Source organism: Neobacillus sp. GCM10027624 (assembly GCF_042675345.1).
GTDB lineage: Bacteria > Bacillota > Bacilli > Bacillales > Cytobacillaceae > Neobacillus > Neobacillus cucumis_D.
Genome location: NZ_JBHTHD010000023.1, coordinates 171,417 through 196,875 on the forward strand (window position 1 = coordinate 171,417; position 25,459 = coordinate 196,875).

Annotated in this window: 28 protein-coding genes; 2 read left to right on the top strand and 26 right to left on the bottom strand. The window is 35.8% G+C overall.

The window, feature by feature from the left end; genetic code table 11:
* The first annotated feature begins 84 nt into the window (after positions 1-84).
* Positions 85-648 carry a hypothetical protein gene (locus tag ACFQZ9_RS27785; RefSeq protein WP_198311787.1) on the top strand — a complete coding sequence of 188 codons (564 nt, stop codon included), beginning with the start codon at positions 85-87 and terminating at the stop codon, positions 646-648.
* 177 nt (positions 649-825) lie between these two features.
* Here ACFQZ9_RS27785 and ACFQZ9_RS27790 read toward each other — a convergent pair whose 3' ends face one another.
* From ACFQZ9_RS27790 to ACFQZ9_RS27870, 17 genes are all read right to left on the bottom strand, one after another.
* Positions 826-1,212 carry a VOC family protein gene (locus tag ACFQZ9_RS27790; protein WP_198311788.1) on the bottom strand — a complete coding sequence of 129 codons (387 nt, stop codon included), beginning with the start codon at positions 1,210-1,212 and terminating at the stop codon, positions 826-828.
* 38 nt (positions 1,213-1,250) lie between these two features.
* The gene (locus tag ACFQZ9_RS27795; protein ID WP_198311789.1) at positions 1,251-1,877 is read right to left on the bottom strand and encodes a hypothetical protein; all 627 of its coding nucleotides are present in this window, start codon (positions 1,875-1,877) and stop codon (positions 1,251-1,253) included.
* Positions 1,878-2,116: 239 nt separating this feature from the next.
* Positions 2,117-2,677, bottom strand: coding sequence for an NADPH-dependent FMN reductase (gene ssuE, locus ACFQZ9_RS27800; RefSeq protein WP_498946595.1), 561 nt, complete (start codon positions 2,675-2,677; stop codon positions 2,117-2,119).
* 23 nt (positions 2,678-2,700) lie between these two features.
* Positions 2,701-2,922 (bottom strand): Fur-regulated basic protein FbpA, encoded by a 222-nt coding sequence (locus ACFQZ9_RS27805; protein ID WP_327838862.1) that lies wholly within the window; start codon positions 2,920-2,922, stop codon positions 2,701-2,703.
* A 63-nt stretch (positions 2,923-2,985) separates the two neighbouring features.
* A complete protein-coding gene (locus ACFQZ9_RS27810; protein WP_498946597.1) occupies positions 2,986-3,495 on the bottom strand; it encodes a GNAT family N-acetyltransferase in 510 nt (169 codons plus the stop codon).
* A 29-nt stretch (positions 3,496-3,524) separates the two neighbouring features.
* Positions 3,525-4,295 (bottom strand): amino acid ABC transporter ATP-binding protein, encoded by a 771-nt coding sequence (locus ACFQZ9_RS27815; RefSeq protein WP_498946599.1) that lies wholly within the window; start codon positions 4,293-4,295, stop codon positions 3,525-3,527.
* Positions 4,292-5,002, bottom strand: a complete 711-nt coding sequence (locus ACFQZ9_RS27820) for an amino acid ABC transporter permease (RefSeq protein WP_498946601.1) — start codon at positions 5,000-5,002, stop codon at positions 4,292-4,294. Before ACFQZ9_RS27820 ends, ACFQZ9_RS27815 begins: the two co-directional genes overlap by 4 nt.
* Before the next feature lie 16 nt (positions 5,003-5,018).
* A complete protein-coding gene (locus ACFQZ9_RS27825) occupies positions 5,019-5,726 on the bottom strand; it encodes an amino acid ABC transporter permease (protein ID WP_498946603.1) in 708 nt (235 codons plus the stop codon).
* Between the two features lie 35 nt (positions 5,727-5,761).
* Positions 5,762-6,577: a transporter substrate-binding domain-containing protein gene (locus ACFQZ9_RS27830; RefSeq protein WP_498946605.1), complete on the bottom strand. Its 816-nt coding sequence runs from the start codon at positions 6,575-6,577 to the stop codon at positions 5,762-5,764.
* Between the two features lie 112 nt (positions 6,578-6,689).
* Positions 6,690-6,968: a glutaredoxin family protein gene (locus ACFQZ9_RS27835; protein WP_498946607.1), complete on the bottom strand. Its 279-nt coding sequence runs from the start codon at positions 6,966-6,968 to the stop codon at positions 6,690-6,692.
* Between the two features lie 309 nt (positions 6,969-7,277).
* Positions 7,278-8,036 (bottom strand): alpha/beta hydrolase, encoded by a 759-nt coding sequence (locus tag ACFQZ9_RS27840; RefSeq protein WP_498946609.1) that lies wholly within the window; start codon positions 8,034-8,036, stop codon positions 7,278-7,280.
* A 119-nt stretch (positions 8,037-8,155) separates the two neighbouring features.
* Positions 8,156-9,493, bottom strand: a complete 1,338-nt coding sequence (locus tag ACFQZ9_RS27845) for an LLM class flavin-dependent oxidoreductase (RefSeq protein WP_498946610.1) — start codon at positions 9,491-9,493, stop codon at positions 8,156-8,158.
* A gap of 98 nt (positions 9,494-9,591) precedes the next feature.
* A complete protein-coding gene (locus ACFQZ9_RS27850; protein WP_498946611.1) occupies positions 9,592-10,608 on the bottom strand; it encodes an LLM class flavin-dependent oxidoreductase in 1,017 nt (338 codons plus the stop codon).
* Between the two features lie 179 nt (positions 10,609-10,787).
* Positions 10,788-11,123 carry a hypothetical protein gene (locus ACFQZ9_RS27855; protein WP_498946613.1) on the bottom strand — a complete coding sequence of 112 codons (336 nt, stop codon included), beginning with the start codon at positions 11,121-11,123 and terminating at the stop codon, positions 10,788-10,790.
* A gap of 175 nt (positions 11,124-11,298) precedes the next feature.
* A complete protein-coding gene (locus ACFQZ9_RS27860) occupies positions 11,299-12,198 on the bottom strand; it encodes a LysR family transcriptional regulator (protein ID WP_498946614.1) in 900 nt (299 codons plus the stop codon).
* Positions 12,199-12,428: 230 nt separating this feature from the next.
* Positions 12,429-13,268 (bottom strand): aldo/keto reductase, encoded by an 840-nt coding sequence (locus tag ACFQZ9_RS27865; RefSeq protein WP_498946615.1) that lies wholly within the window; start codon positions 13,266-13,268, stop codon positions 12,429-12,431.
* A 131-nt stretch (positions 13,269-13,399) separates the two neighbouring features.
* Positions 13,400-14,320, bottom strand: a complete 921-nt coding sequence (locus ACFQZ9_RS27870; protein WP_498946616.1) for a DUF1835 domain-containing protein — start codon at positions 14,318-14,320, stop codon at positions 13,400-13,402.
* Between the two features lie 209 nt (positions 14,321-14,529).
* Between ACFQZ9_RS27870 and ACFQZ9_RS27875 the strand changes: the two genes are divergently transcribed.
* Complete coding sequence (locus ACFQZ9_RS27875; protein WP_498946617.1) at positions 14,530-16,536, top strand: glycoside hydrolase family 27 protein; 2,007 nt, start codon at positions 14,530-14,532, stop codon at positions 16,534-16,536.
* Positions 16,537-16,576: 40 nt separating this feature from the next.
* Here ACFQZ9_RS27875 and ACFQZ9_RS27880 read toward each other — a convergent pair whose 3' ends face one another.
* The 9 genes from ACFQZ9_RS27880 to ACFQZ9_RS27920 form a co-directional block, all read right to left on the bottom strand.
* Complete coding sequence (locus ACFQZ9_RS27880; protein WP_498946618.1) at positions 16,577-17,257, bottom strand: hypothetical protein; 681 nt, start codon at positions 17,255-17,257, stop codon at positions 16,577-16,579.
* 382 nt (positions 17,258-17,639) lie between these two features.
* Complete coding sequence (locus ACFQZ9_RS27885; RefSeq protein ID WP_498946619.1) at positions 17,640-18,818, bottom strand: NAD(P)/FAD-dependent oxidoreductase; 1,179 nt, start codon at positions 18,816-18,818, stop codon at positions 17,640-17,642.
* A gap of 31 nt (positions 18,819-18,849) precedes the next feature.
* Positions 18,850-19,266: a helical membrane plugin domain-containing protein gene (locus ACFQZ9_RS27890; RefSeq protein WP_498946620.1), complete on the bottom strand. Its 417-nt coding sequence runs from the start codon at positions 19,264-19,266 to the stop codon at positions 18,850-18,852.
* A gap of 351 nt (positions 19,267-19,617) precedes the next feature.
* Positions 19,618-21,090: a L,D-transpeptidase family protein gene (locus tag ACFQZ9_RS27895; protein ID WP_498946621.1), complete on the bottom strand. Its 1,473-nt coding sequence runs from the start codon at positions 21,088-21,090 to the stop codon at positions 19,618-19,620.
* A 559-nt stretch (positions 21,091-21,649) separates the two neighbouring features.
* Entirely contained in the window at positions 21,650-21,850 is a 201-nt protein-coding gene (locus tag ACFQZ9_RS27900) for a cold-shock protein (RefSeq protein WP_026576199.1), read from the bottom strand.
* Positions 21,851-22,256: 406 nt separating this feature from the next.
* A complete protein-coding gene (locus ACFQZ9_RS27905) occupies positions 22,257-22,748 on the bottom strand; it encodes a CarD family transcriptional regulator (RefSeq protein ID WP_498946622.1) in 492 nt (163 codons plus the stop codon).
* Between the two features lie 157 nt (positions 22,749-22,905).
* Positions 22,906-23,577: a transcriptional regulator gene (locus tag ACFQZ9_RS27910; RefSeq protein WP_498946623.1), complete on the bottom strand. Its 672-nt coding sequence runs from the start codon at positions 23,575-23,577 to the stop codon at positions 22,906-22,908.
* Between the two features lie 2 nt (positions 23,578-23,579).
* A complete protein-coding gene (locus ACFQZ9_RS27915; protein ID WP_498946624.1) occupies positions 23,580-24,755 on the bottom strand; it encodes a sensor histidine kinase in 1,176 nt (391 codons plus the stop codon).
* A gap of 18 nt (positions 24,756-24,773) precedes the next feature.
* Entirely contained in the window at positions 24,774-25,313 is a 540-nt protein-coding gene (locus tag ACFQZ9_RS27920) for a CcdC protein domain-containing protein (RefSeq protein ID WP_498946625.1), read from the bottom strand.
* Positions 25,314-25,459: the final 146 nt, after the last annotated feature.

The window sequence follows — 25,459 nt, forward strand, 5'->3', positions numbered from 1 at the left end:
TAAAATTCTTCAAAATGGTTATTTGTCCGTTTCAGAAAAAAACCGGTCTCATACTATACGAATGAATGAAAAGGAGGAATACAAATGACACAATCAGATTTGCCTCAATTAAGCCCCCCACAGTATACTTATTTTAACGAACTAAAAAATTCAATTGGCAATGATCCAAATTTACAGGTGCTTAATTTAATTGAGTTTCCACAAGAGGGAGGATATTTAATCCCTATCATTGTTTTTAGCAGTCGGAAAAAAGCTCGGGCATTGGCGACGATTCTAAACTTGCAAAAAGAATTAGGAAATATCTTGGTGAATACAATCGTCATTTATGAAAAATCCATCGTCAGACCATATGGACGTAACTTTACTGCGGAGGGTCTTGTCGATTTATTTGATGATGCATTATCTTCAAATCGCTATTTTAAATTTGCTGAAACAAAACTTTTTTCTCCAGATACTCCTTCGGTGTATCCTGTATTCACACAGAGTGTCATTCAATTTTTTAACGACGACATATCCGACCTCTATAATAATTTTAATGAAGTTGCAGCCTTTGTGTTCAGAGATGTATTAAGAGATGAAATTAATGGCATTCTTATTAATCCTTCAACAGAAATGGATCCATCGGCGACAGAAAAAGACGCTGAATAACAAAGTAGGAATGGCTGTTTTATACGCCAAGCCTAAACTAATTTTATGGACCCGATTGGATTCTTTTTAATTACTTGAAAAATGGGATAAAGTATGTAAACAAATTATTATAAAGGAAAAATAAAAGAGGAGCCCCTTCGATAACGAAATGGCTCCTCTATTTATATAAAAAAACATTTATTTTGCTCGCTCAACAAGCTGTAATAGTTCCTGATCCGGGCCGGGGAACAAAATCATCCGGCCGCCTTCAAGCGTTGATTTGACTTCATCAGCAGGAAACTCGATTCCCTTTTTCTTTAAATACTGAATCGTCTCATCAATATTTGTTACTGTGAAGGCAAGATGATTAACAATTCCCTTGTCACTATATTCTCCTAAAAATTTAATATCACGGATCAATTCAATCTCCATATCCGGTTGCGATTCTAGATAGATAAAAGCCATTTCCCGATTTGGATTAGTCCCCCGGAGGCGAACTTTAAATCCAAAAATATCAGAGTAAAACTGAATCGACCGATCCATATCCGTAACAATTATCGCCACATGTTCCATTTTACTAATCATTGCCTATCTCCCCTTATTATGAGTTCAGACCCCTTGGCTTATTTAAAAACAATACTGATTAATTCTTCTCCAGTATATAAACCCTTTATGCCTGGTTTATTTTGGATGTAATCGTAGATCTCCTTATTTGAATAATTACTTCGCAGGCCTTTTATAATGGTGGATAAATAGGATTGCGAAGGTTTCTCCCATTCCACTTCGTCTAGATTCCAAGGAGCCGTAAAAGTGAAAATCGGATAGCCCTTATCCTCGCCAAGGTAAACAATATTTCCGTACCAAGATGATCGAAAAGTAGTCGACCTGTTCTCGATTACTTCATTCAGATCAATATCAAATTCAATTCCACCATTTTCTTGGCTTACGATATCCAAAAATTGTTCAGTCGTGACAAGATATTTCGTGCTATAGGTCATGTTAGCGGGATCTTGTTTTAAACCGATAAAGGCAACACCCTGGGAATCCCAGCCTGCTGCCTTTTTTGCAAAATAAAGAGGATAGGGTATGGTAAAAGCCGACACATCAATTGGCAGGGAACGGTCTCTACATCCTGACTCTACTCTAGTAGACCCTTCAGGACTTCCTCCTTTGATATAACATAAAAATCGTTCAGAATTTAGATTTGATCCATAGCTCGCATACCAGACATATTGTTTCGCTTTATCCATAATAAATCACCCAACTCTATTAAACTTCTTCCTATTTTTAGCATTCATTTCAACTTACATGAAAGTTCCAAGTTTATTATATCACCCGATTAGGTGATAAGATGCTATGTTCGCTCCAAAAATTTAAAAATGGGACAGCGCTTACCGGCTATCCCATTTTTTTATCAAAGGAATATGAAAAATGAATATATAGCCAGCCAACTCATTACTAGAAAAATATTGGTGTGGTACATCCATTATTAAATAGTTATGTCAACACCTACAGTAGATAATGAGGGATTATTGAAATTTAGTGAATTTAGTGAAGTAGTTATCCGATTCTTGGCTTCTGAATCTAATTCAAAACGATTATCGCTTATTTTCTTTACTTGATTATCTAAAACATATACTCCTTTTAAAATGTGGGTTGCTCCCAACGTTGTAAGTACAGGTTTCAGGGCATAGTCAATCATTAATAGATGCCCGAAAGTGCCACCAACAGCAATGGGTAAAATGGTCTTATCCTCCAGACTATTTTGTGGCAAGAGATCCAAGTAGGTTTTTAACACACCTGAAAAAGATGCTTTATAAACAGGGGTCAAAATAACAATGATATTCGAATTCTCTACTTTCTTATTTGCCTCCAAAATTTCTTTACGATCAAACTTTGCTTGAATCAAAGCTTCTGGAGGAAGCTCACGTACATTTATTATTTCAGAAGTACTTCCTATCCCATGAAAATAGTTTAATACCTCTTGGAAAACTCCATTTAATCGTGTTTCCTCTGAAGGACTTCCGGAAATAATTGTAATATTGCTCATGATTTAATCGCCCTTTCTTCTATTTAAATACTCGATTTATTATTTTTTTTGTTCGCAAATTTTATGGACCCCAAATTACAATGGGGATGTTGAAGTGATTTGAATGCTTTATACTCGTTTTCTAGTTCAGTTAGTGATAACTCAAAAAGGTGTTTATCTTCTTTCTTATAAACATTAAAAGCAATTAATTTCTCAATTAATTTCTTGCGTTTTTTTTCCACAGCATCTCGAAGTATATTCCCCATCCGAATCACTCCTATTTATATCATTAGTCTATAAATGAAACTTTTTCGTTTGGTACCTACACTTTATAAATCATAACGATAGCATTTAACTAAAATATCATGGTTAAAAAATTCCTTCGTTTGATCTCGTTTAAAGCCAAACCATTCATACAATCGAATCGCTTTTTGCATTTTATCACCTGTGTGCAAATACAATTTGTTTGCTCCTTGAGACTTTGCAAATTGAAGACCTGCTTTTAATAATTCTTGTGCAATGCCACGACCCCGGGCTTCCGGGTGAATTGCCAATAGCCGTATAATCGGTGAGAAAATCTGTAAATCGGGTCTTTGATATGCCTTTTCTGAGGAAAGAAATAACTGTAAGGTACCAAGGATATAGTCATTACTTTTGGCAATTAAGATTTTTTCTACTTCAGGATTATCAACAGATGCCTTTATATTAGTTAGGTACTCTTCCCAAACTCGAGCATTTTTATATTCATTCTTATATTGTTGATAACTTTCGACCAATAATTGCCGTACTGCCTCTTTTTCTTCTTCTAGTAATTCTTTTATAACAATTTGATCAATCACAACATATAACACCCTTTCTTATAAATGAACTAATTCACCCGCTCTTTTAAGGGAGTAAAAAATGATTCTCCCGATATTCTTTGTAGGAAGCGTCGCGTCCGTTCTTCCTTTGGTGCAAGGAAAATCTCCAATGGGGTTCCTTCCTCGACTATTACTCCCCCATCCATAAACAAAACACGATCAGACACCTCTTTAGCAAAACTCATTTCATGTGTAACGACCACCATCGTAATCCCCTCTTGTGCAATTTCTTTAATTACTGAAAGCACTTCCCCAACTAATTCGGGATCTAATGCCGACGTTGGCTCATCAAAAAGAATAACTTCAGGATTTAATGCCAACGCTCTTGCAATTCCTACTCTCTGTTGCTGTCCCCCTGATAGTTGAGACGGATAGTAATGTAACTTATCACTGAGACCGACTTTTGCAAGCACTTGTTCACTTACCATTTTTGCATCCTTTTTCTTTACTTTTTTTGCAACAATTAACCCTTCCATTACGTTTTCTAGCACAGTTTTATGAGCAAATAAATTATAATGTTGAAAAACCATTGCTGATTGTTTTCTGATTGATAACATTTCTTTTTTTGTAATCTTTTCAGCGTTAACATGACTATTTCCAATTTGAACAATTCCAGATTCGGGTCTTTCTAATAAATTCAAGCATCGTAATAAAGTAGTTTTTCCTGAACCGCTTGGTCCCAGGATGGTAACAACTTCTCCTCGATTAATTCTGAGATTAATATCTTTTAAAATAGGAAATTGATTAAATGATTTTTTTATTCCTTTTAAAATAATCATGCTACGCCTCCTCGACTATATGCTGTCACTCGTTTTTCAAGTAAAAAAGAAATACCCTCCACAATGATTGTAAGTCCCCAATAGATGATTCCTGCCGCGATAAATGCTTCAAAGAATTTCAAATTGGTTGAAGCAACAATATTGGCAGCTCCTGTCAATTCTTTTTCAGATACAAGAAAGGCCATTGACGAAGTGTGTAAAAACCCGACAAAGACATTTGTAAAATTGGGAACTGACTGTGCCAACGCCTGTGGAAGTACAATCCGAACCATTGCTTGAAGCTTAGTCATCCCTACTGAGTAAGCTGCTTCCAATTGACCTGTTGAAACACTGATAATCCCTGAGCGGATAATTTCTGATAAATAGGCACCTGCTGCTAACGACAAGGCGATTAAAACAAACAAAACAATTGGAATCTTACTGGATTGGATATTTAAATCAAATCTTGACGATACTTGGTCCACTAGTAATGGAATTCCATAATAAATGACCATAATATGCATGATAATAGGGGTCCCTCTAAAAAAGGAAACATACCCATTAGCAGCCTGGTATACAAACCTTGTTTTATAAATCCTTACTAGTGCAACACCCATTCCGATTAAAAAACCAACCAATAAGGGGACAATTGTTAAAATGAGCGTAATGGGAAGAGACTTAATAATTTCTTTAAAAGCGATCCAAATAAAAGGAATATCAATTGTCATTTAAATCTCCCCCTTTTTATGCAGCAACTGATAAATCAGCTTTCTGATAACGATTGAAATATTTTTCTAGTATTTTAAATATCTTCTCAAATAGTAGAACAACTGCATAATAGATAATCGAGAGGGAAATATATACCTCCAGGGCATGCGCAGTTGCTGAAATAAGCGTATCACCTCTGCCCACCATATCCATCACACCAATGGTAAAGGCAAGTGAAGTATCCTTTAATGAACCAATAACTGAGTTTGCTATATTCGGAAAAGCAATCCGGATAGCCTGTGGTAAAACGATTCGAAAGAAGTTCTGAGTGCTGGTCATTCCAACTGAATAGGCTGCTTCCGTCTGTCCTTTATCAACTGCGCGTATCGCTCCCCGAAAAATTTCTGAAAATCCTGCTCCATTACTAATTGCATAAGTAATAATGACAAAATAGATGGCCTCCATCTTAGAAATATCAAGATGGAAGATCATAAGAACAGCAGGGAGACCATAAAATACTAGGAATAATTGGATTAAAATCGGTGTCCCGCGAATAAACGAAACATATAGAATCACCAATTGATTTAATAAAGGAATTTTAAACAACCTCGGTATAGCGGCTGCTACACCGAAGATAAGTCCCAGTAAAATAGATGCCGCTAAGATCTGAAGCGTTACCCCTAGGTAATGCAAGAGTGTTGGTAAAAACTCGATAATTAATAAAGGATCAAATGATTTCCCCATTTTTTGACAACCTCCAAACACTAACTTCTCATTATTTAAAAGTTTACGGTGTAGTCCGCTCCTAACCATTTTTTACTTAATTCGCTAACTACCCCTTCTTTTTTCAATTCAACAAGCGCTTCGTCAATTCTCTTTTGCAGTGGTGTTTCATCTTTTCTTAGAAGAAAATAAACTTTTGAATTTAAGAGCGGTTCACCGACTACTTTTTGCTGAGCATCAACTGCCTTATTATTAAAATCTACTGAAAATGGTGTGGTAATAGTGGCATCTGCTCTGCCTGTTTTTATTTGATTAATGGTAGAATCTGGCCCATTCCCTGCATAAACAATTTGTATGCCAGCATTATGTTCCTTGTTATACTTTTCGATAAATACTGCTGAGTTACTAGTCGGACTCACGATTACCTTTTTCCCTTTTAAATCCTTAATAGAATGAATCTCATTATTATCTTTATTAACTGTTACATTAAGAGGAAAAATATTATAGGGTTCTTTGTTAAAAAGAAACTTCTCCTGTCTTTCTTTATTCACTTCCATTTGGTGAGCGATAAAATCAATTTTGTTCGTTTCAAGGCTTAGCAAAAGATTAGAGAATTCCATTGTTTTAAACTCAAATTGATATTCAGGCAACTTCTCATCAATTTTTCGAACTAATTCCACATCATATCCAGTTAACTTTCCATTCTTATCAATAAAGCAGACATTCGGAAACTGTGTTCCTGTTCCCACGAATATTTTTTGTACTTTCGATTTGGAGCTAACTTTCGATGTTGTTTTCGTTTCTTGTGAGGAGCATGCCCCAAGCATTAGAACCAGTAGTAAAGTCATAAATATAGCAATTGTTTTCTTCATCTCGAAATCCACCCATCCTTAAATTCCTAATTATCGTCAACTAGCGCCAGGATTGTAGTATAAATACTAATTCTCAAGCATTCACTTACTAAACATATATTTTTTGTCGGAATTATACCAAAATTTTACTCTTCTTAACTTTCTCAAGAACTTTTTCTAAATGTTCGATTCCTACTTTTGTTACTCCCTCATACACTTCATTTTGGCCTACTTCAACAACTGGTACATGACGAACTCCATACTTGATCTCTAAAATATCACGTCGCTCATCATGATTCGTAACATCAATGGTTTTGTATTTAATTCCTTTATCCTGTAAATATTGTTTTACCTCTCCACAATAGTAACAACCTTCTTTCGCCCAAACCACTACAGATAATTCTTTTCCCATTTTTATTCCTCCCTATCAGATTTCAATTTTTATTAACAAAAAAGGCTCCCCATTAAAGATTTATCATCTTAAATAGAGAGCCTCTAGTTGTCTAGCCGGCATAAATTCTTAAATTGTTCAGTTGGTGTCATGACTGCTGATTCTAGGATCCTCCTTTTTAATTCTGATTTATTTTATAGGAATACCTTTTAATCTTGTGCTTTATCCTAACACGTAAAGAAAAGGAATTCTACAGTTTACCTGATAGAAAAATATATTGTTTTCATTTATAAAAACTATCAGAAGAATAGGTGATTCATTAATCCAAAGCTATACCACACGATGACTTACTTGTTGTTGAACGAAACGATGGCACCCTTCTACAATTACATCTTTGTCATGATCCAATGATGCTACATGATAGGAATTTGGCAGAACAATCGTTTCCTTTTCTGTTGACTCTATGTGTTTAATAATATAATCCGTATTTTCCGGTGGTACGACATGATCTACTGCTGACTTCATTCCCAGAACAGGACAATGTAGGTCTGGTATTATGGCAGGCGTTATGTCCATAAGTGTTTGCAATTGATGAATGGCTTTAATTGGTACTTTTGAATAAGTGATTTCGTAAGCACCCCTTGCTTTTATGTCAGGATTTCCCTCATTAATATAACGGGGTAATCCTTTTCCTCTGAATTGTTCAAAAGAAGGAAGCGTCAAAGCAGGATTAACTAAGATAATCCCTTTTATTTCCTTATATTTATGAGCAAGCCAAAGCGATAGTGTACCACCCATCGACTGGCCCAATACAAAAACATCTCTACATTCCTGTTTTAATTCTTGATAACCCTTTTCCAATGACTCAAACCATTCTTCATGCGTGCATTTCTCTAAATCTGTATAATGGGTTCCATGCCCCTTTAATCTAGGAGCCAAAACAGAATACCCAAATTCAGCTAGTCTTTCACCCAGGTAACGGACGCTTTGCGGAGTACCAACGAAACCGTGTGAAATGAGAATCCCAATTTTGTTACCCTTGAATTTAAAATTTTCTGCCCCCTTAATAATTGGAAACTTTTCTTTCATCAATATCTACCCCTTTTTATGTCCAACTAATCCTATTTAATAAGTATGAATTAATAGTATAAAAAAAGTATAAAATACGATTAATGATAAAGCTATATATTTTTATTATAAAAACACATTTATCCATTTTTCACTATGGATTGTGCATAACGGTTAACCGGGAATGGGAGTCCAAGATTACCCCGCAATGTGTTAGATTCATATTCTGTTCGAAACAAACCACGTTCCTGCAGAATCGGAACAACATGGTCTATAAATCCTGTTAAGTTGCTTGGGAGATTAAAGTGAATAATAAATCCATCTGCTCCAAATTCCTCAAACCATTGTTGAATAAGGTCTGCTACTTTTTCTGGTGTCCCGATAAACGGAGTTCTTGGTGTGGCCGCCCTAAGTGCTACCTGCCGAAGGGTTAGGTTTTTTTCTTTCGCTTCCTGCTTAATTCGATCTGTACCACTTTTGAAACTGTTTGAACCCAAATCACCGATTTCTGGAAATGGTTCATCGAGTGAATACTGTGAAAAATCATGATGTTCAAAAAAGCGCCCTAAATAGTTCAAAGCCTGTTCAATCGATACTAAATTAGCAATCTCTTGATATTTCTGTTCAGCTTCTTCCTCTGTTTTACCAACAATCGGCTCGATTCCTGGCAAAATTAAAATGTGATCCGGATTTCTACCATATTCAGCAGTTCTGCGTTTGACATCTTGGTAGAATTTTTGTGCATCCGCCAACGTTTCTTGACTAGTAAAAATAGCATCGGCATCTTTAGCAGCAAGGTTTTTCCCATCTTCAGATGATCCTGCTTGAAAGATAATGGGCCGCCCTTGCTTTGATCTGCCAATATTTAGAGGTCCTTGTACTGAGAAAAATTCTCCTCTGTGATTTAATTGATGCAGTTTTTCAGGATCAAAAAATGCACCTGATTTTTTATTACGTATGAATGCATCATCTTCCCATGAATCCCATAATCCTTTGGCAACATCTAGGTATTCAGAGGCGATTCGGTATCTTTTTGAATGTTTTGGATGCTCTTCAATCGTTTTGCTAAAGTTTAAGGCTGTTTTCTCTAATGGGGAAGTTACAACATTCCAGCCTGCCCTGCCATGACTAATATGATCAAGGGAGGAAAATTGCCGTGCGATAGTAAACGGTTCACTATATGATGTCGATACAGTTCCAGCAAGGCCAATTCGTGAAGTGACAGCCGCCAGTGCCGATAGAATCGTAAGCGGTTCAAATCGATTCAAGAAGTGAGGCAATGATTTTTCGTTAATATGCAAGCCATCCGCAATAAAAACAAAATCAAATTTTGCCTTTTCTGATTTTTGGGCTTGCTCCTTATAAAATTCAAAATTCACACTGGCATCAGTTAATACCTTAGGATGTCTCCAAGCCGCAATATTCCCTCCCACACCATGAATGATCGTTCCCAATTTTAATTGTCTTTTCTTTGACATCTCACTTTCCTTCCTTTCAGCTTCTAAATACTTTATTATTCACACCTGAATAGTTGGTATTTTATTTAAAAAAATATATGAACTCTCCATTGTCAATCTTACCTTCTTATAGGCTGGACAAACGTATTTGCATAATTTAAGGGACTTAATAGATGAAATGATTGAAATCTATCTACTTCTTGTTCAATTGGTGTATGTAAAATAAATTCATCCACCTGATAAGTTTTGTGAAGATGGTTTAAAACTTCCTTTACAAAATGAGGTGTACCCGCAATAATATCTGCTTCTTGTTCAGTGATTTCATATGATTCACCGGATTGCTTTCCAAAAACTTCTGCTTGCTCAATGGATTGTACCGTAACCGTTCTTCCGCTCTGAAGATGGACTTTGACTATTTTTTTGTCCCCTTTCAATTGTTCTGCTTCTGTCTGAGTAGGTGCAGCAATAACGGATAATGAAATGATAAATCTTCCATGTGGAAAACCCTCTCGATATAGATTTGCAGCTTTTTCCAGTACTCGTTCATCACTATTGATAAATTTAGCAAAAACAAATGATATACCCAAATCAGCAGCAAGCTGTGCACTGTTTGCACTTGCTCCGAGCAGGAAAATTTCTGGTTTTTCCTGAGGAATTGGTGTTGCTTGAATACCTGCAAGAGGATGATTGACATCAATCGAATTATGAACTAATTCCAATAAAAAAATCATTCGTTCTTTAAAATCTTTACCATCATTAACATTTCCATACTGAAGCGCTTTTGTGGATAACGGAAGTCCGCCTGGGGCTTTCCCAACCCCAAGATTTACCCTTCCAGGTGCCAAATTGGATAAAACATGAAAGTTTTCAGCTACCTTATAGGGACTATAATGCTGAAGCATGACTCCTCCTGACCCAACCTGAATCTTGTTCGTCCGTGCCAATAAGTAGGAAATTAGTACTTCAGGGGAGGAGCCTGCCAATTGATCCGTATTGTGATGCTCTGATACCCAAAAACGTGTATACCCCCATTCTTCTGCTTTTTGAGCCAGCAGAACTGTATTTTGTAAAGCAGTAGAAGCTGTGCTTCCTGGAAAAATCGGACTTTGATCTAAAATACTAAGCTTATAGCTCATATATTTTCCCCTCCATTTTATTCCGACTTAACAAATATGAAAAGTCTGTTTATATTTGATGATGTTTATCCTAGCACTGAAAATATTAAACTGGCAATACTTTCGTTGATAGGAAAATATTTAATCTTAATTAAAAAATTTTATAAAGAGAAGAAACGATGCACAGAGAATTTCATTTTTTAACGCAAAACATTAATAAATTCATTCAGACTTTTTGCAAGTCCTCCATGGCCAAATCGGATAAACTTCTGTCTATCTTTTTCGAGAATTTTATCTTTGAAAAAATCCAAGAATGCCAAAAGCTGAATCCTCCGATAATGAATATTGACAATGCCGTACTCATAAAACCATTGATCTATCGTATTATAGACTCCTCTATTCACCTTATACTTTTGATTGCACCAAATAAAAAACTGTAAATCAGGCAAATTAAGATATTGACTACTTTCAAAAGATTTTGATTTATTTGTTTTTGAAAAAAAGCAAGCTGAACTCTTACTTTTTTGTGTTTGCATATTTAACCTCCTCCTTTTATATCCAATAACACAAATCAGAACACTAGGAATTAAAACGATACTTTTCCTTTTTTATATTTAAAGTTATGATTGAAATTTATCCTACCACCGAGAAGATTGAAATGGTAATAGATTAACTGATTGAAAAATTTAATGTTCACTTTAGAAAATTAAATTAATAAACCATCATATTTTTCTTCTCAAATTCTTTAACAGATAAAAGAATATCATTCCATAACTTGGAATACTGAAAACCATTTTTCAAATGAGTCGCAAAAATACGTTGATTGATTTGAAGAATATGAGAAACATCTATTTCAATTAAATTGCCATTTTCAAGGTCTTCCTTAATGCAGAGGTAAGGTAAAAATCCAATGGCATTTTTGTTAAGAATAATCGATTTTGCTACCTCAAGATGGTCAACTAAAAATTCGATATTTGGTTCAACATTTGCCACTTCAAACAATTTATGAACCCGATTCCAGTCAAAAGCACCGCATTCAAAAAATACCAATGGCTCCATGGCTAATTGTTGTACAGATATATTTTCTTGAAATTGAAAAGAGTGTCCAGGATACACAACTAACCGGACAGAATTATTTAGCAGCTCATGCTTTTGAATACCACGATGATTAACATCATTCATAAAGGCGATATCCAGTTGGTTTTGAAGAAGTTTATCGAGCAATACTTCGTTTGGTGCGGATATAAATTTAAATCGCAATGCAGGATTTTCCTTCTTTATGAAAGGAAGAGCAAAAGGTATAAAATATTGGGAAGTTATCATATTTGCCCCAATAATAGTTTCTTCAGGATTTTCTTCCCTTTTCAAACGTTTTTTCCCCTCACTATAGGTATTGATAATTTGCTCAGCATAGGGGATAAATGCTTTCCCTTCATCGGATAATGTTAAACTCCTCCCCTTTCTTAAAAATAATTCGATACCAAGATCACGTTCTAATGTTTTGATTCTTGCTGTTACGGTTGGCTGAGATAAATACAAAGCTTCAGCTGCTTTATGAATACTTTCCAAATGTACTACATACATAAAAGCTTCCAGATGATCAATGTTCACTTTCTCCAACCCCTCTCTTGATTTTTTCGAATACCATTGTTTAACGAATCCTATAAGGGATTACTGCATTCACAAAATGCAAAAAAGGCTCCTCTACGTGTAATACGTTTAGGAGCCTTTGGGTGACCAATCGGCAAATTTCCAATATTTATGATTTTCTAAATTCTACTCCAATTAATCCAATAAGTAAAGTAAGAATTGGATAAAATTTTAAAAACTCCTACATTGACTTAAAATTCTTCATATACTGCAGGGTCTTGATTGTTTATTCTCCCATCTGGACGGGTTAGTTCAGAAATCAGCGACATCTCGGTTTCATTCAAGGAGAAGTCAAAAATCGATATATTTTCAAGTTGCCGCTCAGGAGATGCAGACTTAGGAATGGATATGGCCCCGAGCTGATATTGCCAGCGTAAAATTATTTGAGAAATAGATTTGTTATGACGGCCAGCAATCGTTTGAAGTGTTTCATTATATAATACTTCATTTGCTCGAGCTAGTGGACTCCATGATTCTGTAAAAATATTATTCTCTTCATGCCATTTTCTTTGCTCGGCTTGATTGAAAAATGGATGTAATTCGATTTGATTGACGCTTGGCTTCACGCCTGTTTCTTTTTGCAAACGTTCCAGATGTTCAGGCAAGAAATTACAAACGCCAATCGAACGAATCAGTCCTGATTTTTTAGCGTCAATTAATGCTTGCCAAGCCTCAACATATTGATCTTGTTTCGGATTTGGCCAATGAATAAGATATAAATCATAATAGTCAAGATTTGCGCGATATAAGGATTCTTGAATGGTGGTAACCGCATTCTCATACGATTGATATCGGCCAGGTAATTTAGATGTAATTCTTAATTCTTCTCTTGGAACGGAACTGCATCTAACTGCTTCACCCACAGTACCTTCGTTTTCATAATTATACGCAGAATCAATTAATCGATAGCCAGTATCAATTGCACTTAGGATAGAATGGACTCCCTCATTTCCCTTTAGTTTATATGTACCTAATCCAATAACAGGCAAAGTAAGCCCATCATTTAATAGAATTTCTGGAATAGTTTTCATTAAGTGATTCACTTCCTTGTTTATTGATAGTTTAAGATTAACATAAATATGTATTATTTTAACAATTTAAATTTTTCAGTAAATAGACTATATTTCAGCTTATATTCCGGAGGTTGGGGCAGACCCTTGAACTAACTGTTATGTAAATGTACTCCTCCGACCCACCAATCAATTCCCACTAAATTCATTCGATTTTGCTCCCCTGTTAACACATCTAACCCATAAGAGGTTAATTCCAACTTTGGATTGGAAACGGGTTGGAGATAATTTGGCAATGGAATATCACTTATAAGCAACGGATACGGTCCTTTCATTAATTCTTTTATAATAGCTGCTAAATGCAAGTTACTTAAACCATCGTTAATTCTCTCTTCCATAATGCGAGAAAACAAATCATAAAATAAACATCCCCCTTCACGAATGAAGGATAGCGCTAAATATTCAACTTCATTTAAACCGGTTTGAAAGGAGGGAAAATAATTTTTATGATCTTGGAGTACCCGAAGGAGAAACGGTAAAGTATGGTTTTTAGATAAAATCCATTTTTCAATATCCTCTTTCTCAATGGAGTTATAGGCAGTCCATCCAGTGGTCGCCTCATGGATTTGTTCAGTTGTTATCTTTATTCTACTATCAAGCAGTCCCAATAATTGTTCTGATGATAATTGCCCTAATCCATAAAAAGGTGTTATACCAGGATACTGATCAATACTGATCATCGAAAGATTTTCACAGCTTTTAGAGGATAATTCTGTTAGTAAGTACATAAGCATGATTTGATCAAATCGGTCATGCTCAAACCAGAGAATAACCTCCTCTGATTTCGGTATCTCATATAATATGCGATCTTGATTTTGACAATTTTGAATAAAAGTTTCTGAAGGAATTTCAAGTTTTTCTTCAAAAAAATGAGCACGTTTTTTTATTTGCTCTTCTTTTGACCAGGTTAAATTTAAGGGACCAAAATCATACATTTCTCTCCAAACCAGGATGTCCCCCTCTATTTGTTTAATTTTATTACCAACTACATCGCCATTTACAATATGAATCATTAAATACACTCACCTTTTTTTCTGACTATTTTCTACCTATAATCATAACCAAGTAAATTGGAACAAATTGCTCCTTAAAATATCGAGTATTCTGTATTATCATAGAATTCATCATTAAAAAAATTTGAAATAGTGCCGCCCCCCTTATCAATGCACAATTTAAGCGGTGTTGGGCTATTTTTTTTGCAAGAAGTTTGGGGGAAGTTTTTATGATAAAGAAAATAATCACAGCCTTGTTCGCGTGCTCCACTGTACTTTGTGGAAATTTCTCTGTTTCCATATTAAATCCAGAGGAAGTAAAAGCCTCCTCATATAACAATTTAGCTCAACTCCCTTTCATGGGCTGGAGCAGCTGGAGTTCGATTCGTAAACACCCAACGGAGCAAAATATTAAATCGGCAACTGATATTATGGCAGCAAAATTTAAATCGCACGGTTATCAATATGTCAACCTTGATGATTACTATCAGCTTGATTGGAACACGACCGTCGACAAATACGGCAGATGGGCGGTGGACCCTAAAAAATTCCCACACGGTATGAAAGCCCTCGGGGATTATATCCACCAAAAAGGATTGAAATTTGGTCTGTACGTCACTCTTGGTATTCCGAAAGGAGCAATCGATCAAAATACACCAATTGAAGGGACGCCCTACCACGCTAAAGACATCGTAGACCTGAGCAAAGGCCAAAAAGTAAGTTTTAATTTTGATCATATGTATTCTATCGATTATTCCAAGCCAGGGGCCCAAGAATATATTGATTCTTGGGCAAAACTGTTTGCTTCCTACGGAGTGGATTACCTAAAAATTGACGGTGTACGTCGCGTTGATATTCCAGATATCAATGCATGGGCCAAAGCACTGAAGAAAACAGGAAGACCGATTCATGTGGAGTTGTCTAATAACCTCGATATCGACGCTGTTCCAACCTGGAAGGAAATATCCAATGGCTGGCGGACCGATCATGATGTGGAAAGTTACGGAAAGCCAACAACTACTGATTGGGAGCATGTTTCAAGAAGATTTGCGCATGCCGCAAAATGGCAGCCCCATGCCGGTCCAGGCGGCTGGAATGACTTTGATTCACTAAATGTGGCCAACGGAAATAAGGATGGTCTTACAAAAGAGGAGAAACGTTCATATGTTTCTTTGTGGGCAATTGCCGCCTCCCACTTCGTTATCGGAAGCGACTTGACCAAACTAGACGATTTTGGGATAAGCCTCTTAACGAATAACGAAATTATTGGTGTGAACCAAAGTGGGGTGGCCGGAAAACGTTTATTCAAAACCCCTACCTCTCAAGTATTCTATCAAAAACTACCTGACGGGTCATACAACATAGGCCTCTTTAATACCGGCTCATCTAAACAAAACGTAGAAGTCAATTGGTCTGATTTAGGAATTCACGGTTCCGCTTCTGTTCATGATATGTGGAGCCATCAAGATTTAGGAAACAAGAATTCAGGACTTACCGCACATCTGTCCCCTCATGCTTCTCAGATGATCCAAGTCGTACCGGCTTCATCCCTTACAGTTTCTCCTAAAAGTGGGGCTAGCGAGGTTGATCCTGCTCATGTTTCTTTAAACTGGGGTACTAATTCAGGTGCGGGCAGCTATCATGTGCTTGTGGCAACAGATTCCAGCTTTACAAATATCGCGTTTGATCAAACTGTATCTTCAACATCTGTAAACATTAAGAACCTTGGGTATGATAAACGTTACTTCTGGAAAGTTTCTTCCGTATCGGGTGCAAGGGAAAAGCAACTAGGGATTTATTCCTTTCATACAAAAATGACAACTGTTCCAGATTCTCCAGACTGGATATTGTCAAACAGGAATAAGAAAGAATCTGATTCTGTTTTGGTTAAATGGAATCCGACAGCTGGAGCTGCTTTTTATACCGTTTATCGGAAAAAGGTGAATATCCTTGGATTCAACAGCAAGTACAAACCCATTGCATCCAATTTAACGGAACCAACCTTTATAGATAAAACAGCCACTAACCAACTGGGCGTTACCTATTCCTACACCGTAACGGCAAAGAACGCAATAGGCGAAAGTACAAAGTCTACAGAGGTTCAAACAAATAACCTTTCATCTGTTAAAATGGCAGTCCTTCTAATTGGATATTCTTTCATAGTTATTTTTGTTATCTTCTTTAGTATAGCAAGAAAAAGAAAACATGGGGTCACTCCCCCGGTGCGAACGCTTTAATCCGCCGGGGGGCGGACCCCATGTTTCTTTTCTTTCCATATCAAAAAGCAACTTTTAATCGATTGGTTAATATGTCAGTAAACCGCCTTCTCATAAATGCATTTTGAAAGATTTCTTGACTTGTGATGCTTAATAAATCATTTTTGGTGATACCAAGATCATTTTCTAAGAAATCGATTCCCAAGTCTTCTTCGTAAACTTGGATGATATATTTTGCAGCATCTTCAGGCGAGCTAAAAACATGAAAAGAAAACGCAGTTCCATTTAATTTTAGCCAGTCTTCATTAAAACTTCTTGACCACTGTTTTATTTTCTCCATACATAAATAGTTTTGGTCATCCCAACTATTATTTAACGCAAAATAAATTTCTTCCATTTTAGTTATTAATTTTATTTGATCTGGGTATTCATCCTTGAATTCGTCCAAAAGCTCTCCAAGGTCTTCTTCAAAATAATATTGATACTCCATTTCCGGATTAATTACTCCTATAAAGGCCGTAGGAAGATAGATAAATTTTAAAAATCCGTGGACACTTTGTGGATTGGGATAAACAGCCCAAGCGTTTTCTGATTGGTCACTATAAGAGTTAAGTATTACTGGATTAATAATCACAGAGTTCTGTGTTATAGGTTGGTTCTCAAAAAGGCAACCCCATAACTCCTCTTCTAGTCTTATCTTATTTCTCCAGTAATCTGCAATGGAATATTTACTTTGTTTCATAGGACCTCCTAATCAAGTATGAAGAATTCCAATTTTTCATTTATCCCATTCATATTCTAATCCTAAATCCTATATGTTTAATCAATCCACTTAAAAATTCGCTTTCACATTCTAAAAGTTGTTTTGGTTAATAATTCATATTTATACTATATTCTATATTTCAAGAGGATTTTCCTGTTTTATTTTGCTGTTCCTCCATTTTACCTATCCATTTTAATTCGGGCTTTAAGGAAACTCAAAAAAGACTAGAAAAAAAGAAAACCACAGTGTTGTCGGGGCACTGTGGTTTATCCTTTAAGAAAGCCATTGTTATTATAGTCCTAAAAAGTTGTAGATAGCAACCTTTTTGCTTTAGTACTTTAGAGTTGAAATACAATCAAAATTAATATGCTAAACTGAACAATGCTTTAATGTGTGATAAATATCGTACATTACTTGCTTCTTTCATTAGAGACGCTGGCAGCCCTTTAAGCGGAATTGCATTTGCGCCAATGGTGGCAACAGCATCCTTACGTCCTAAGCTTGCAAGTGTACCTGAGTTAACTTGAGAAAACTCCTTAAAGGATTTATTTTCCAAGAACGCATATAAATTGTATCCTGTTTGTTCACCCATTTGCCAAGCAATTTGTGCAGTTGGTGGGAATGGACGGCCTTCTGGACCAAAGACAACAGCACTATCCCCTACAACAAATACTTCTTTATGAGATGTTGATTGAAGATATTCGTTAACCGTTGCACGTCCTCGATTTACTTCAAGACCTGATTCACCAACTAGAGGATTACCTTGTACTCCGCCAGTCCAAACAAATGTATTGGCAACAATCTTTTGTCCATCTTTTAAATCAATAACATTTCCCTCAACATTGGTAACAGGAAGACCGGTTAAAAATTGAACACCACGAGCTTCAAGACTTGCTGTTGCGCGTCCAATTAATGGGTCCGGTAACACTGGTAAAATTTTAGGACCTGCTTCGACTAGAAGTAATTTCACTTCTTTCGGATCCACTCCATAACTTCTAGCAAGCTTTGGCATCATATCGGCAATTTCACCAACAAGTTCAACACCGGTTAAGCCACCACCGCCAATAAGAATGGTTGCATCAGCTTCATTTTTCGTTTTAGCATATTCACTAATACGTTCTTCGATATGTTGATAAATTTTATTGGCATCATCTGCAGATTTTAATACCATACTGTTTTCTTCTAATCCTGGAATACCAAAGTAAGCTGTTTTACTTCCTAACGCTACAACTAACGCATCATAAGTTAAATAGGAACCGTCTGAAAGTTTAACTTCTTTTTTATCCACGGAAAAAGACTCAACCTTTGCGATTCGGAGATCAATATCTTTTCCTTTAAAAAGCTTCGCTAATGGCATAGCCACCGCCTGCTCTGCAACACTCCCAGCTGCTAAACGGTGTAGTTCTGTAATGATTTGGTGTGTAGGGAACTGATTTACTACGGTAACTTCTGCTTGATCCTTATTTAAATATTTACGAATATTAATTGCAGCCAATAGTCCGCCATAACCGGCCCCTAAAATGACGATTTTTTTTGACATAGTATTTCCCCCGTCCGTAATGTAATTAAAATTATTTAGTTGAACGTTCTGCAGAAACTTCTAGGAAAGCATTAAAGAAACGGAAAAGCTTTTGTGCTTGTGGGTCTTTCAACATTTTCAAAATTCCAAATAGGCCGATTACTTCGTTGCTTTCTTCCGCACGGTCTTTCGCTTCAATAACAGTTGCAGCAAGATTTTTCACAGAATCTTTCACGGGTTCTGCAATTTCTTTAATGGCTCCAACTGTATCATTTTTTAAAATCTCATCTGTTGCAACGGACTGAGCAAAATCATAGGACTTCGTTAATAAATTCACAAGTTCAGTCAATTTTGGAAGCTGTTCAACTAATGTAGTCAAAGATTCCTGAACCTCTGGGTTTAAAAGCTGATCAAGCACATCGAGTCGTTCTTGTTTCATTTCTACAGGTTTTTCCATAACATCTAACATAGCGAATTCCCCTTTCGTTAGGCGGCTGTTTGGAATACATGAAACAACTCTATATCCCTATGAACCTGCCTTTTCAACTTACTGGTGCGATTCATTCATAAATAATTACTATAATCATAATAATAAAATTGATTTCACAAGGTAAAATTTTATACCTATTAACGATATTTTTCAAGATGTTCGCTCGAAATTTTGACTCTTTTTGCAAATAACTGCCATCGAAATGATTAAAAAAAGCCTTCTCAAGAAGGCTTTTTTCTCATTCGTCATTAGTATAGTGATATTTTAATATCGAAACAGGTTTTCACCCTATTTTTAGATAAAGTCCAATCTAGCAATAATTACCATTTCTTAATAAACAATAACAGCTTCATTTTGAACAAGATTGGCGTACACAGTTTTCATCACATCTGGCTTTATGTTCACACATCCACCCGATCCATTTGATAAATAGGCATTACTCGCCCAGTTTCTCCGCCAGCTGGCATCATGGAACCCAACGCCATCCAACGTAAACGGGGCCCAATACGTGACTTTAACAGAATAATTCGGATTTCCAACTTCGCTTCCTCTAAGAATGGATGGTGTTTTTTTATACTGGACATACCATACGCCTTTTGGTGTATCTTGGTTGACTCCATGCCAGCCTGTAACCACAGAAGATGTCACTTTTAATTGGCTATTTTTATAAATCCAAATCCGTTGATCCTTAATGGACACTTCCGCATACGTATCACCTATGCCATTATTTGATGTAACATGATAGCCAACACCATATGTGCTCCAACCCACTCCGTAAATATTATAGGCTTTGATTGAGTTTTCCCCTTTTTCAAAGGCCTTCACTATTCGTTCGGTTTCTGCATCAACATTGATTGCCCAACCGTAGGACTTTCCTTTTACTGAAATAACCTTACCCGAATGTGTCTTAAATTTGTAATTTTTATTTAAAGTTGATTGCAAACGATTCATTTCAGCAATCTTGTTCCTAATCTCGCTCGGATCAATGATATACTTCATTTTTTTGGAAAGAGATGCATTCTTGATTACTTCACTCGCTTTTAAAGAATAAATTTTATCCTGTAGCTTATATTCTACGGTTCGCTGCAAAAGTTCTTGCAGCAAATTCTCTTCTTTTTTTACCATCGTAGTATCCACTTTATTAGCTTTTATGTATACGGGATTCAAATGAATGACACTATTATATTCCTTTTTCAGATAATCCTTTATGGTACCGTCAACATCAACTAAATGACCAGCTTTGCTGTTTGGGGTAATAATCTTCCCATTTTTCAAAAAGACCACCGAATCTCTGGACCCTTTTAAGCTTTTATTTAGAGCATTGAGATGATTTTCTACATTTTTCCTAATAGTTTGACTGTGATACTGATCCACATTACTTGGCAGCAACGTATAATTTTTTTCCTTTGAAGAAGGTAAAAATGTCTTTTGCTTTTTTAATATTTCCTTGACATTATTTAGGTCTTTATTGCTAAATCCCGTCTTTGTATCTTTTCCATTGAAAATTCTATTCTTTCCAATAAAGACTTCGTTTTTTAATACAGTTGATTGTAATTTCTTTAAAGCATGATCAGCAGTCAGTCCACCAACGTTTGTACCATTGATTTTGATATACTGATTGAATCGAGTTGCCTGATAATAATAAACACCAGCAAATACTAACGCTATTAAAACGATAATGGCTATTACTATAGATTTGCCGTTTATTAACATTCTTAAAGAGTTATTCCGCCTTTTATGAATTTGTCTAATTGGCATGTATACCGTATTTCTCAATGAACCTTCCCCCTTAGTTGCAAACATGGACACCCTTTTTTTGGATTCCATTACAGCTTAAGCCTTTGATTGGTTTGTCTATATCCTTGGTACTATTTTATTTGATTGAATACTACGAATTTTGTCAAAATTTGTATAAAAATATAATTAATTTTTATTTATTCAAATCATTCCTAAATTTAGACAAAAAAAAGACGCTTTCAAAAGAAAACGTCTTAAATTTCATATCCATTATAAAAGGAAAATAAATCCCACTCTCTACCTTTTTATGAAATTTTTTATAAATTTAAGTATTATTTAGGTTTTTCCAAATTTATATGCTATACTTGCATTACCATTTGATTTACCGTTTTATCTGCACCGCTCATACGTGAGTGGTGTTTTTTATTGCCTTGAATAGGAAAAGCGCAAGCGCCTTGGTCAGCACCGACAAGCGCTGGAGGTTCTGGCAGTGAAGTCGTTCTTTTACTTCATTGACAGAACCGAAGCAACCTCGAGCTGGACAATTCTCAAAGTCAAAACTTTAATATTTCTTATCCTTAAATAAAAAAACAGACTCTAAAGTAAGAGTCTGTCTTTTTTATTATTATGCTTTACGAACGTTTGCTGCTTGAGCTCCACGTTGACCTTGCTCAACATCAAAAGTTACGGATTGACCTTCTTCAAGAGATTTGAAACCTTCGCCTTGGATAGCTGAGAAATGAACGAATACATCTTCTCCGCCTTCACGTTCGATGAATCCGAAACCTTTTTCTGCATTAAACCATTTTACTTTACCATTTTCCATTTGTGTTGCCTCCTAGTGTGTAATTACACACAATATATTACTATCCTTGCTCTCAGTGATCATCAAGACGAAAAGTTAAAAATCCACTTTCTTTACACCGGACAAAAATAATTCTTTTTTAATATACCACTTCTTCAAAAAAATTACAAGGGGACAATAAAATTTATTAAATTTCCTAAAACAACGAAAGCCCTACCTCTCTTTCATCCTTACGGCTCCAATGGCCGTGCCAGTTTGAATTAGGCATAATATATATTTGTCCAAAATTAAAACGTTTGATAAAAATCGGAATTGAATATAAGTAGAAACGTCTGAATAATGTGAGGAAATAAAGAAGTTGTTGATGAAAAATACTTGAATAGGTTACATTTCTTCCGTTTAATCACAATAAAAGCCAGAGAAAAAACTATCCGACTTTATTATTCAACAAATCTGTTGCCTGATTTTCAGTGAGTCCTTTAATTAATCCTAATTCACTTATGAATATTTTCCGTGCACTCTCTAGCATTTGTTTTTCACTTGAATTAAGTGCTTTATTTTTGTTGATGCGCATTAGATCACGCACAACTTCAGCACCGTCTTTAATATTTCCTGTTTTCAATTTTTCTGAATTAATTTTGTATCTTTCTTTCATTGAAAGATTGGTATCGGTTTGTCCATGCTGAAAAATTCGCAATACGTTTTCAAGTGTAGGTATATCAGAAACTAAGCGAATACGTGATTTTTTTTCTTTTCCAATAGGAATCATTACCTGCATTTTACTGATTGGCATTTTTATTACATAGTATTGATGTTTCTCACCTAAGACTTCCTTTTCTTCTATCGATTCAATAACACCGGCACCCTGCATTGGATAAACAATGTAATCACCAACTTGAAACAAATAAAACACCTCCAAAATTTAAACCTATTTAAGCATATCATAATTATAATTTTTAATCAAATTTATTATTTTACCACCAAATAATATTTAGAGTCAATATATTTTTGCTTATTTTTCAAAATTTTTTTGAGAAAAATTAATTTACCTCCGCTGATAATTCCTGGTATTCATTTTATTGCACCATTCCATTGCGAAGTGCTATAACTACAACTTGGGTTCGGTCTTCACACCCAAACTTTTGCAGGATCCGATGTACGTGTGACTTGACTGTTCCTTCTGCTATCATTAGTTTTTGAGCGATTTGATCATTCCGTAATCCATAGGCCATTTCTTGAAGAATTTCCTTTTCCCGCTCCGTTAAAGGTTCAACAAAAATATTTTTGTGTTTGACTCCAGAAACTTGTAAGCTTTTGGTCACTACCCTCGAAAGCACATGAGCAGCCAAACTTGTTTTATATACTGCCTCACCGCGAAAGACAGCACGAATAGTCTCTAACATGTCTTCGACTTCCGCATCCTTAAGCAAATACCCAACAGCTCCTGCGCGAATCCCTTGATAAATATACTCTTGGTCATCAAAGGTTGTTAAAATAACCACTTTTGTTCCTGGATACTGTTCCAATATTGCCGTTGTCGCTTCAATTCCCGACATGATAGGCATTTGTACATCCATTAGGATGATATCCGGCTTGCATGCATTGGCCTTTTCAATGGCTTCTTTTCCATTAGATGCCTCACTTATTAGGTCCATATCGTTTTGAAGACCGATGACATAACCAAAACCCTGCCGAACCATCGTCTGATCATCCACAAGCAAAACTTTGATTTTTTCTTTTTTGTCCATATTTATCCCTCATTTACACCATTGTTTTCACCGTAATCTATAGGAATTTCCGCCAGGATTTCAAAACCGCTTGGTTCTAAAATCGTATAATTCAGCCGTCCGCCTCTCTCCTTAAGCCTTTCCGCCATTCCTCTTAAACCAAATCCTTCTTTAATCTTTTGCTTTGAATCCAAAATACCGTTATCACGAATACTCATCACAATGACCGCAGACACTTTTTTCAAGCTAATCATTACAAATGTTGCTTGAGAATGACGGATGACATTAGTAATCGCTTCTTGGAGAATCTTAAACAAAATTCCATTCATACTGGTTGTCAAATCCTCTGTATTTAATTCAGATTGAAACGTATATTGGATAGCGGTTGTGGCCTCCATTCTTGAAAGTAAAGCTTTCAAAGGATATATCCCTGAATACTCTTGATTATCAGCTAAAGAATGGACTGAAGTACGGATATCCTTTAAACCTTGACGAGCTACGCCTAGCATCATTTCAAGTGACTTTTGTGATTCTTCAGGATCATTTTTTATCATAAATTTTAATGCCTGCATTTGAACAATTAAAGAAGTCAAACTATGGCCGATCGCATCATGAATATCCCTGGCTATGCGAGTCCTTTCCTCCAATACCGCATACTGCATGGAAGTGACAGATGCTTCCTGCAATTGTTCATAGGCCTTCTGCAACTCTGCCAATTGCTGTTGATTCACACGATACATTTCATTCCGCTGCAACCGTAATCGAATCGTGAAGTAAAGGACAATGGTTAAGAAGATGAAAGAAAGAATACTAAATATAGTTTCTTTGCCGAATCGAATATAAAGCAGGGCGGTTATAAACATTGTTACTACCACAGAAATCGACGATTTTGATAAGGATATTTGCATCGTAACATTAAAAATGAAAATGGAAATCAGATAAATGAGGTTCATTTCATGAAACCAAAAGACACCAAACGCAGTTTCAGTTATGAGTATCAAAGCTGTTAAGAATAATTTCTTCCTCGTCCACCATGATTTAGGAATAAACAGGATGACAGAATAGGTTAAACAAATCAAAAGGTTTAGGAAAATTTTCGGAAAAGATCCGGAAAAAAATCGATAGGTAAACATAAGAAAAAAGATGACTGCCAGACCAATCATCTTCCTTCTATTCTGTTGAAATTCTTCATGTAACATGCGAATGAACCCCTTATATTAATTCGTATTCCTTTGATATAATTGTTTTTGTTTTTTCAACAAAATCAAATAGTAAATAACATAATAGGCAAACATGATGAGCATCAGCCCGGCTGTCCATGAATTCCCAGTGGTGTATCCGATATTTTGCCATCCATTTGTTTGTCCTGGTTGTAATCCAGTAAGTGCACCGCCGGTAAGCATTCCGTAAAAGCGATAAATAAAACGAACAAGAAAAAGAAGTGTCACCATGCTGCCAATCCAAATATTCGGGCGGTAAAACAAACGTCCCTCTCTTTGTTCAAATGTGGTTAAACCTATACTATAAAAAGCCAAAATGCTCCCTAAAAGTATTCCCACCACATCTGATATTAAGCTGATTGGGTGGATAACACCTCCCGCTAAAAAGATTAACCCAATAATCAGAAACAAAACAATTCGAAACAACAGATTTCCTTGCTTCAGTTGCTGCCAGCCTATATTTCTACGGACGCGTCTAACAATACTTAAACCGATAAGAGCGATGATGATAATAATTGAGTAAGAATGCTGATTCATGTTTATCCCCCATTAAAAGGAATGATTATTTAAACCGTTGTTATTATCATATATTCGTTAATTGTAAATATCGACTAACCTTGGATAGAAAATTTATTTTAAAATCTATATCTCTAGATAGAGATCAAGTTATGAGCATGTATAAA

Bases quoted from the DNA above. Each gene is read 5' to 3' on its own strand.
- ACFQZ9_RS27785 (WP_198311787.1), top strand. From the start codon at position 85: ATGACACAATCAGATTTGCCTCAATTAAGCCCCCCACAGTATACTTAT.
- ACFQZ9_RS27790 (WP_198311788.1), bottom strand. From the start codon at position 1,212: ATGATTAGTAAAATGGAACATGTGGCGATAATTGTTACGGATATGGAT.
- ACFQZ9_RS27795 (WP_198311789.1), bottom strand. From the start codon at position 1,877: ATGGATAAAGCGAAACAATATGTCTGGTATGCGAGCTATGGATCAAAT.
- ssuE (WP_498946595.1), bottom strand. From the start codon at position 2,677: ATGAGCAATATTACAATTATTTCCGGAAGTCCTTCAGAGGAAACACGA.
- ACFQZ9_RS27805 (WP_327838862.1), bottom strand. From the start codon at position 2,922: ATGGGGAATATACTTCGAGATGCTGTGGAAAAAAAACGCAAGAAATTA.
- ACFQZ9_RS27815 (WP_498946599.1), bottom strand. From the start codon at position 4,295: ATGATTATTTTAAAAGGAATAAAAAAATCATTTAATCAATTTCCTATT.
- ACFQZ9_RS27820 (WP_498946601.1), bottom strand. From the start codon at position 5,002: ATGACAATTGATATTCCTTTTATTTGGATCGCTTTTAAAGAAATTATT.
- ACFQZ9_RS27825 (WP_498946603.1), bottom strand. From the start codon at position 5,726: ATGGGGAAATCATTTGATCCTTTATTAATTATCGAGTTTTTACCAACA.
- ACFQZ9_RS27830 (WP_498946605.1), bottom strand. From the start codon at position 6,577: ATGAAGAAAACAATTGCTATATTTATGACTTTACTACTGGTTCTAATG.
- ACFQZ9_RS27835 (WP_498946607.1), bottom strand. From the start codon at position 6,968: ATGGGAAAAGAATTATCTGTAGTGGTTTGGGCGAAAGAAGGTTGTTAC.
- ACFQZ9_RS27840 (WP_498946609.1), bottom strand. From the start codon at position 8,036: ATGAAAGAAAAGTTTCCAATTATTAAGGGGGCAGAAAATTTTAAATTC.
- ACFQZ9_RS27845 (WP_498946610.1), bottom strand. From the start codon at position 9,493: ATGTCAAAGAAAAGACAATTAAAATTGGGAACGATCATTCATGGTGTG.
- ACFQZ9_RS27850 (WP_498946611.1), bottom strand. From the start codon at position 10,608: ATGAGCTATAAGCTTAGTATTTTAGATCAAAGTCCGATTTTTCCAGGA.
- ACFQZ9_RS27855 (WP_498946613.1), bottom strand. From the start codon at position 11,123: ATGCAAACACAAAAAAGTAAGAGTTCAGCTTGCTTTTTTTCAAAAACA.
- ACFQZ9_RS27865 (WP_498946615.1), bottom strand. From the start codon at position 13,268: ATGAAAACTATTCCAGAAATTCTATTAAATGATGGGCTTACTTTGCCT.
- ACFQZ9_RS27870 (WP_498946616.1), bottom strand. From the start codon at position 14,320: ATGATTCATATTGTAAATGGCGATGTAGTTGGTAATAAAATTAAACAA.
- ACFQZ9_RS27875 (WP_498946617.1), top strand. From the start codon at position 14,530: ATGATAAAGAAAATAATCACAGCCTTGTTCGCGTGCTCCACTGTACTT.
- ACFQZ9_RS27880 (WP_498946618.1), bottom strand. From the start codon at position 17,257: ATGAAACAAAGTAAATATTCCATTGCAGATTACTGGAGAAATAAGATA.
- ACFQZ9_RS27885 (WP_498946619.1), bottom strand. From the start codon at position 18,818: ATGTCAAAAAAAATCGTCATTTTAGGGGCCGGTTATGGCGGACTATTG.
- ACFQZ9_RS27890 (WP_498946620.1), bottom strand. From the start codon at position 19,266: ATGTTAGATGTTATGGAAAAACCTGTAGAAATGAAACAAGAACGACTC.
- ACFQZ9_RS27895 (WP_498946621.1), bottom strand. From the start codon at position 21,090: ATGTTTGCAACTAAGGGGGAAGGTTCATTGAGAAATACGGTATACATG.
- ACFQZ9_RS27900 (WP_026576199.1), bottom strand. From the start codon at position 21,850: ATGGAAAATGGTAAAGTAAAATGGTTTAATGCAGAAAAAGGTTTCGGA.
- ACFQZ9_RS27910 (WP_498946623.1), bottom strand. From the start codon at position 23,577: ATGGACAAAAAAGAAAAAATCAAAGTTTTGCTTGTGGATGATCAGACG.
- ACFQZ9_RS27915 (WP_498946624.1), bottom strand. From the start codon at position 24,755: ATGTTACATGAAGAATTTCAACAGAATAGAAGGAAGATGATTGGTCTG.
- ACFQZ9_RS27920 (WP_498946625.1), bottom strand. From the start codon at position 25,313: ATGAATCAGCATTCTTACTCAATTATTATCATCATCGCTCTTATCGGT.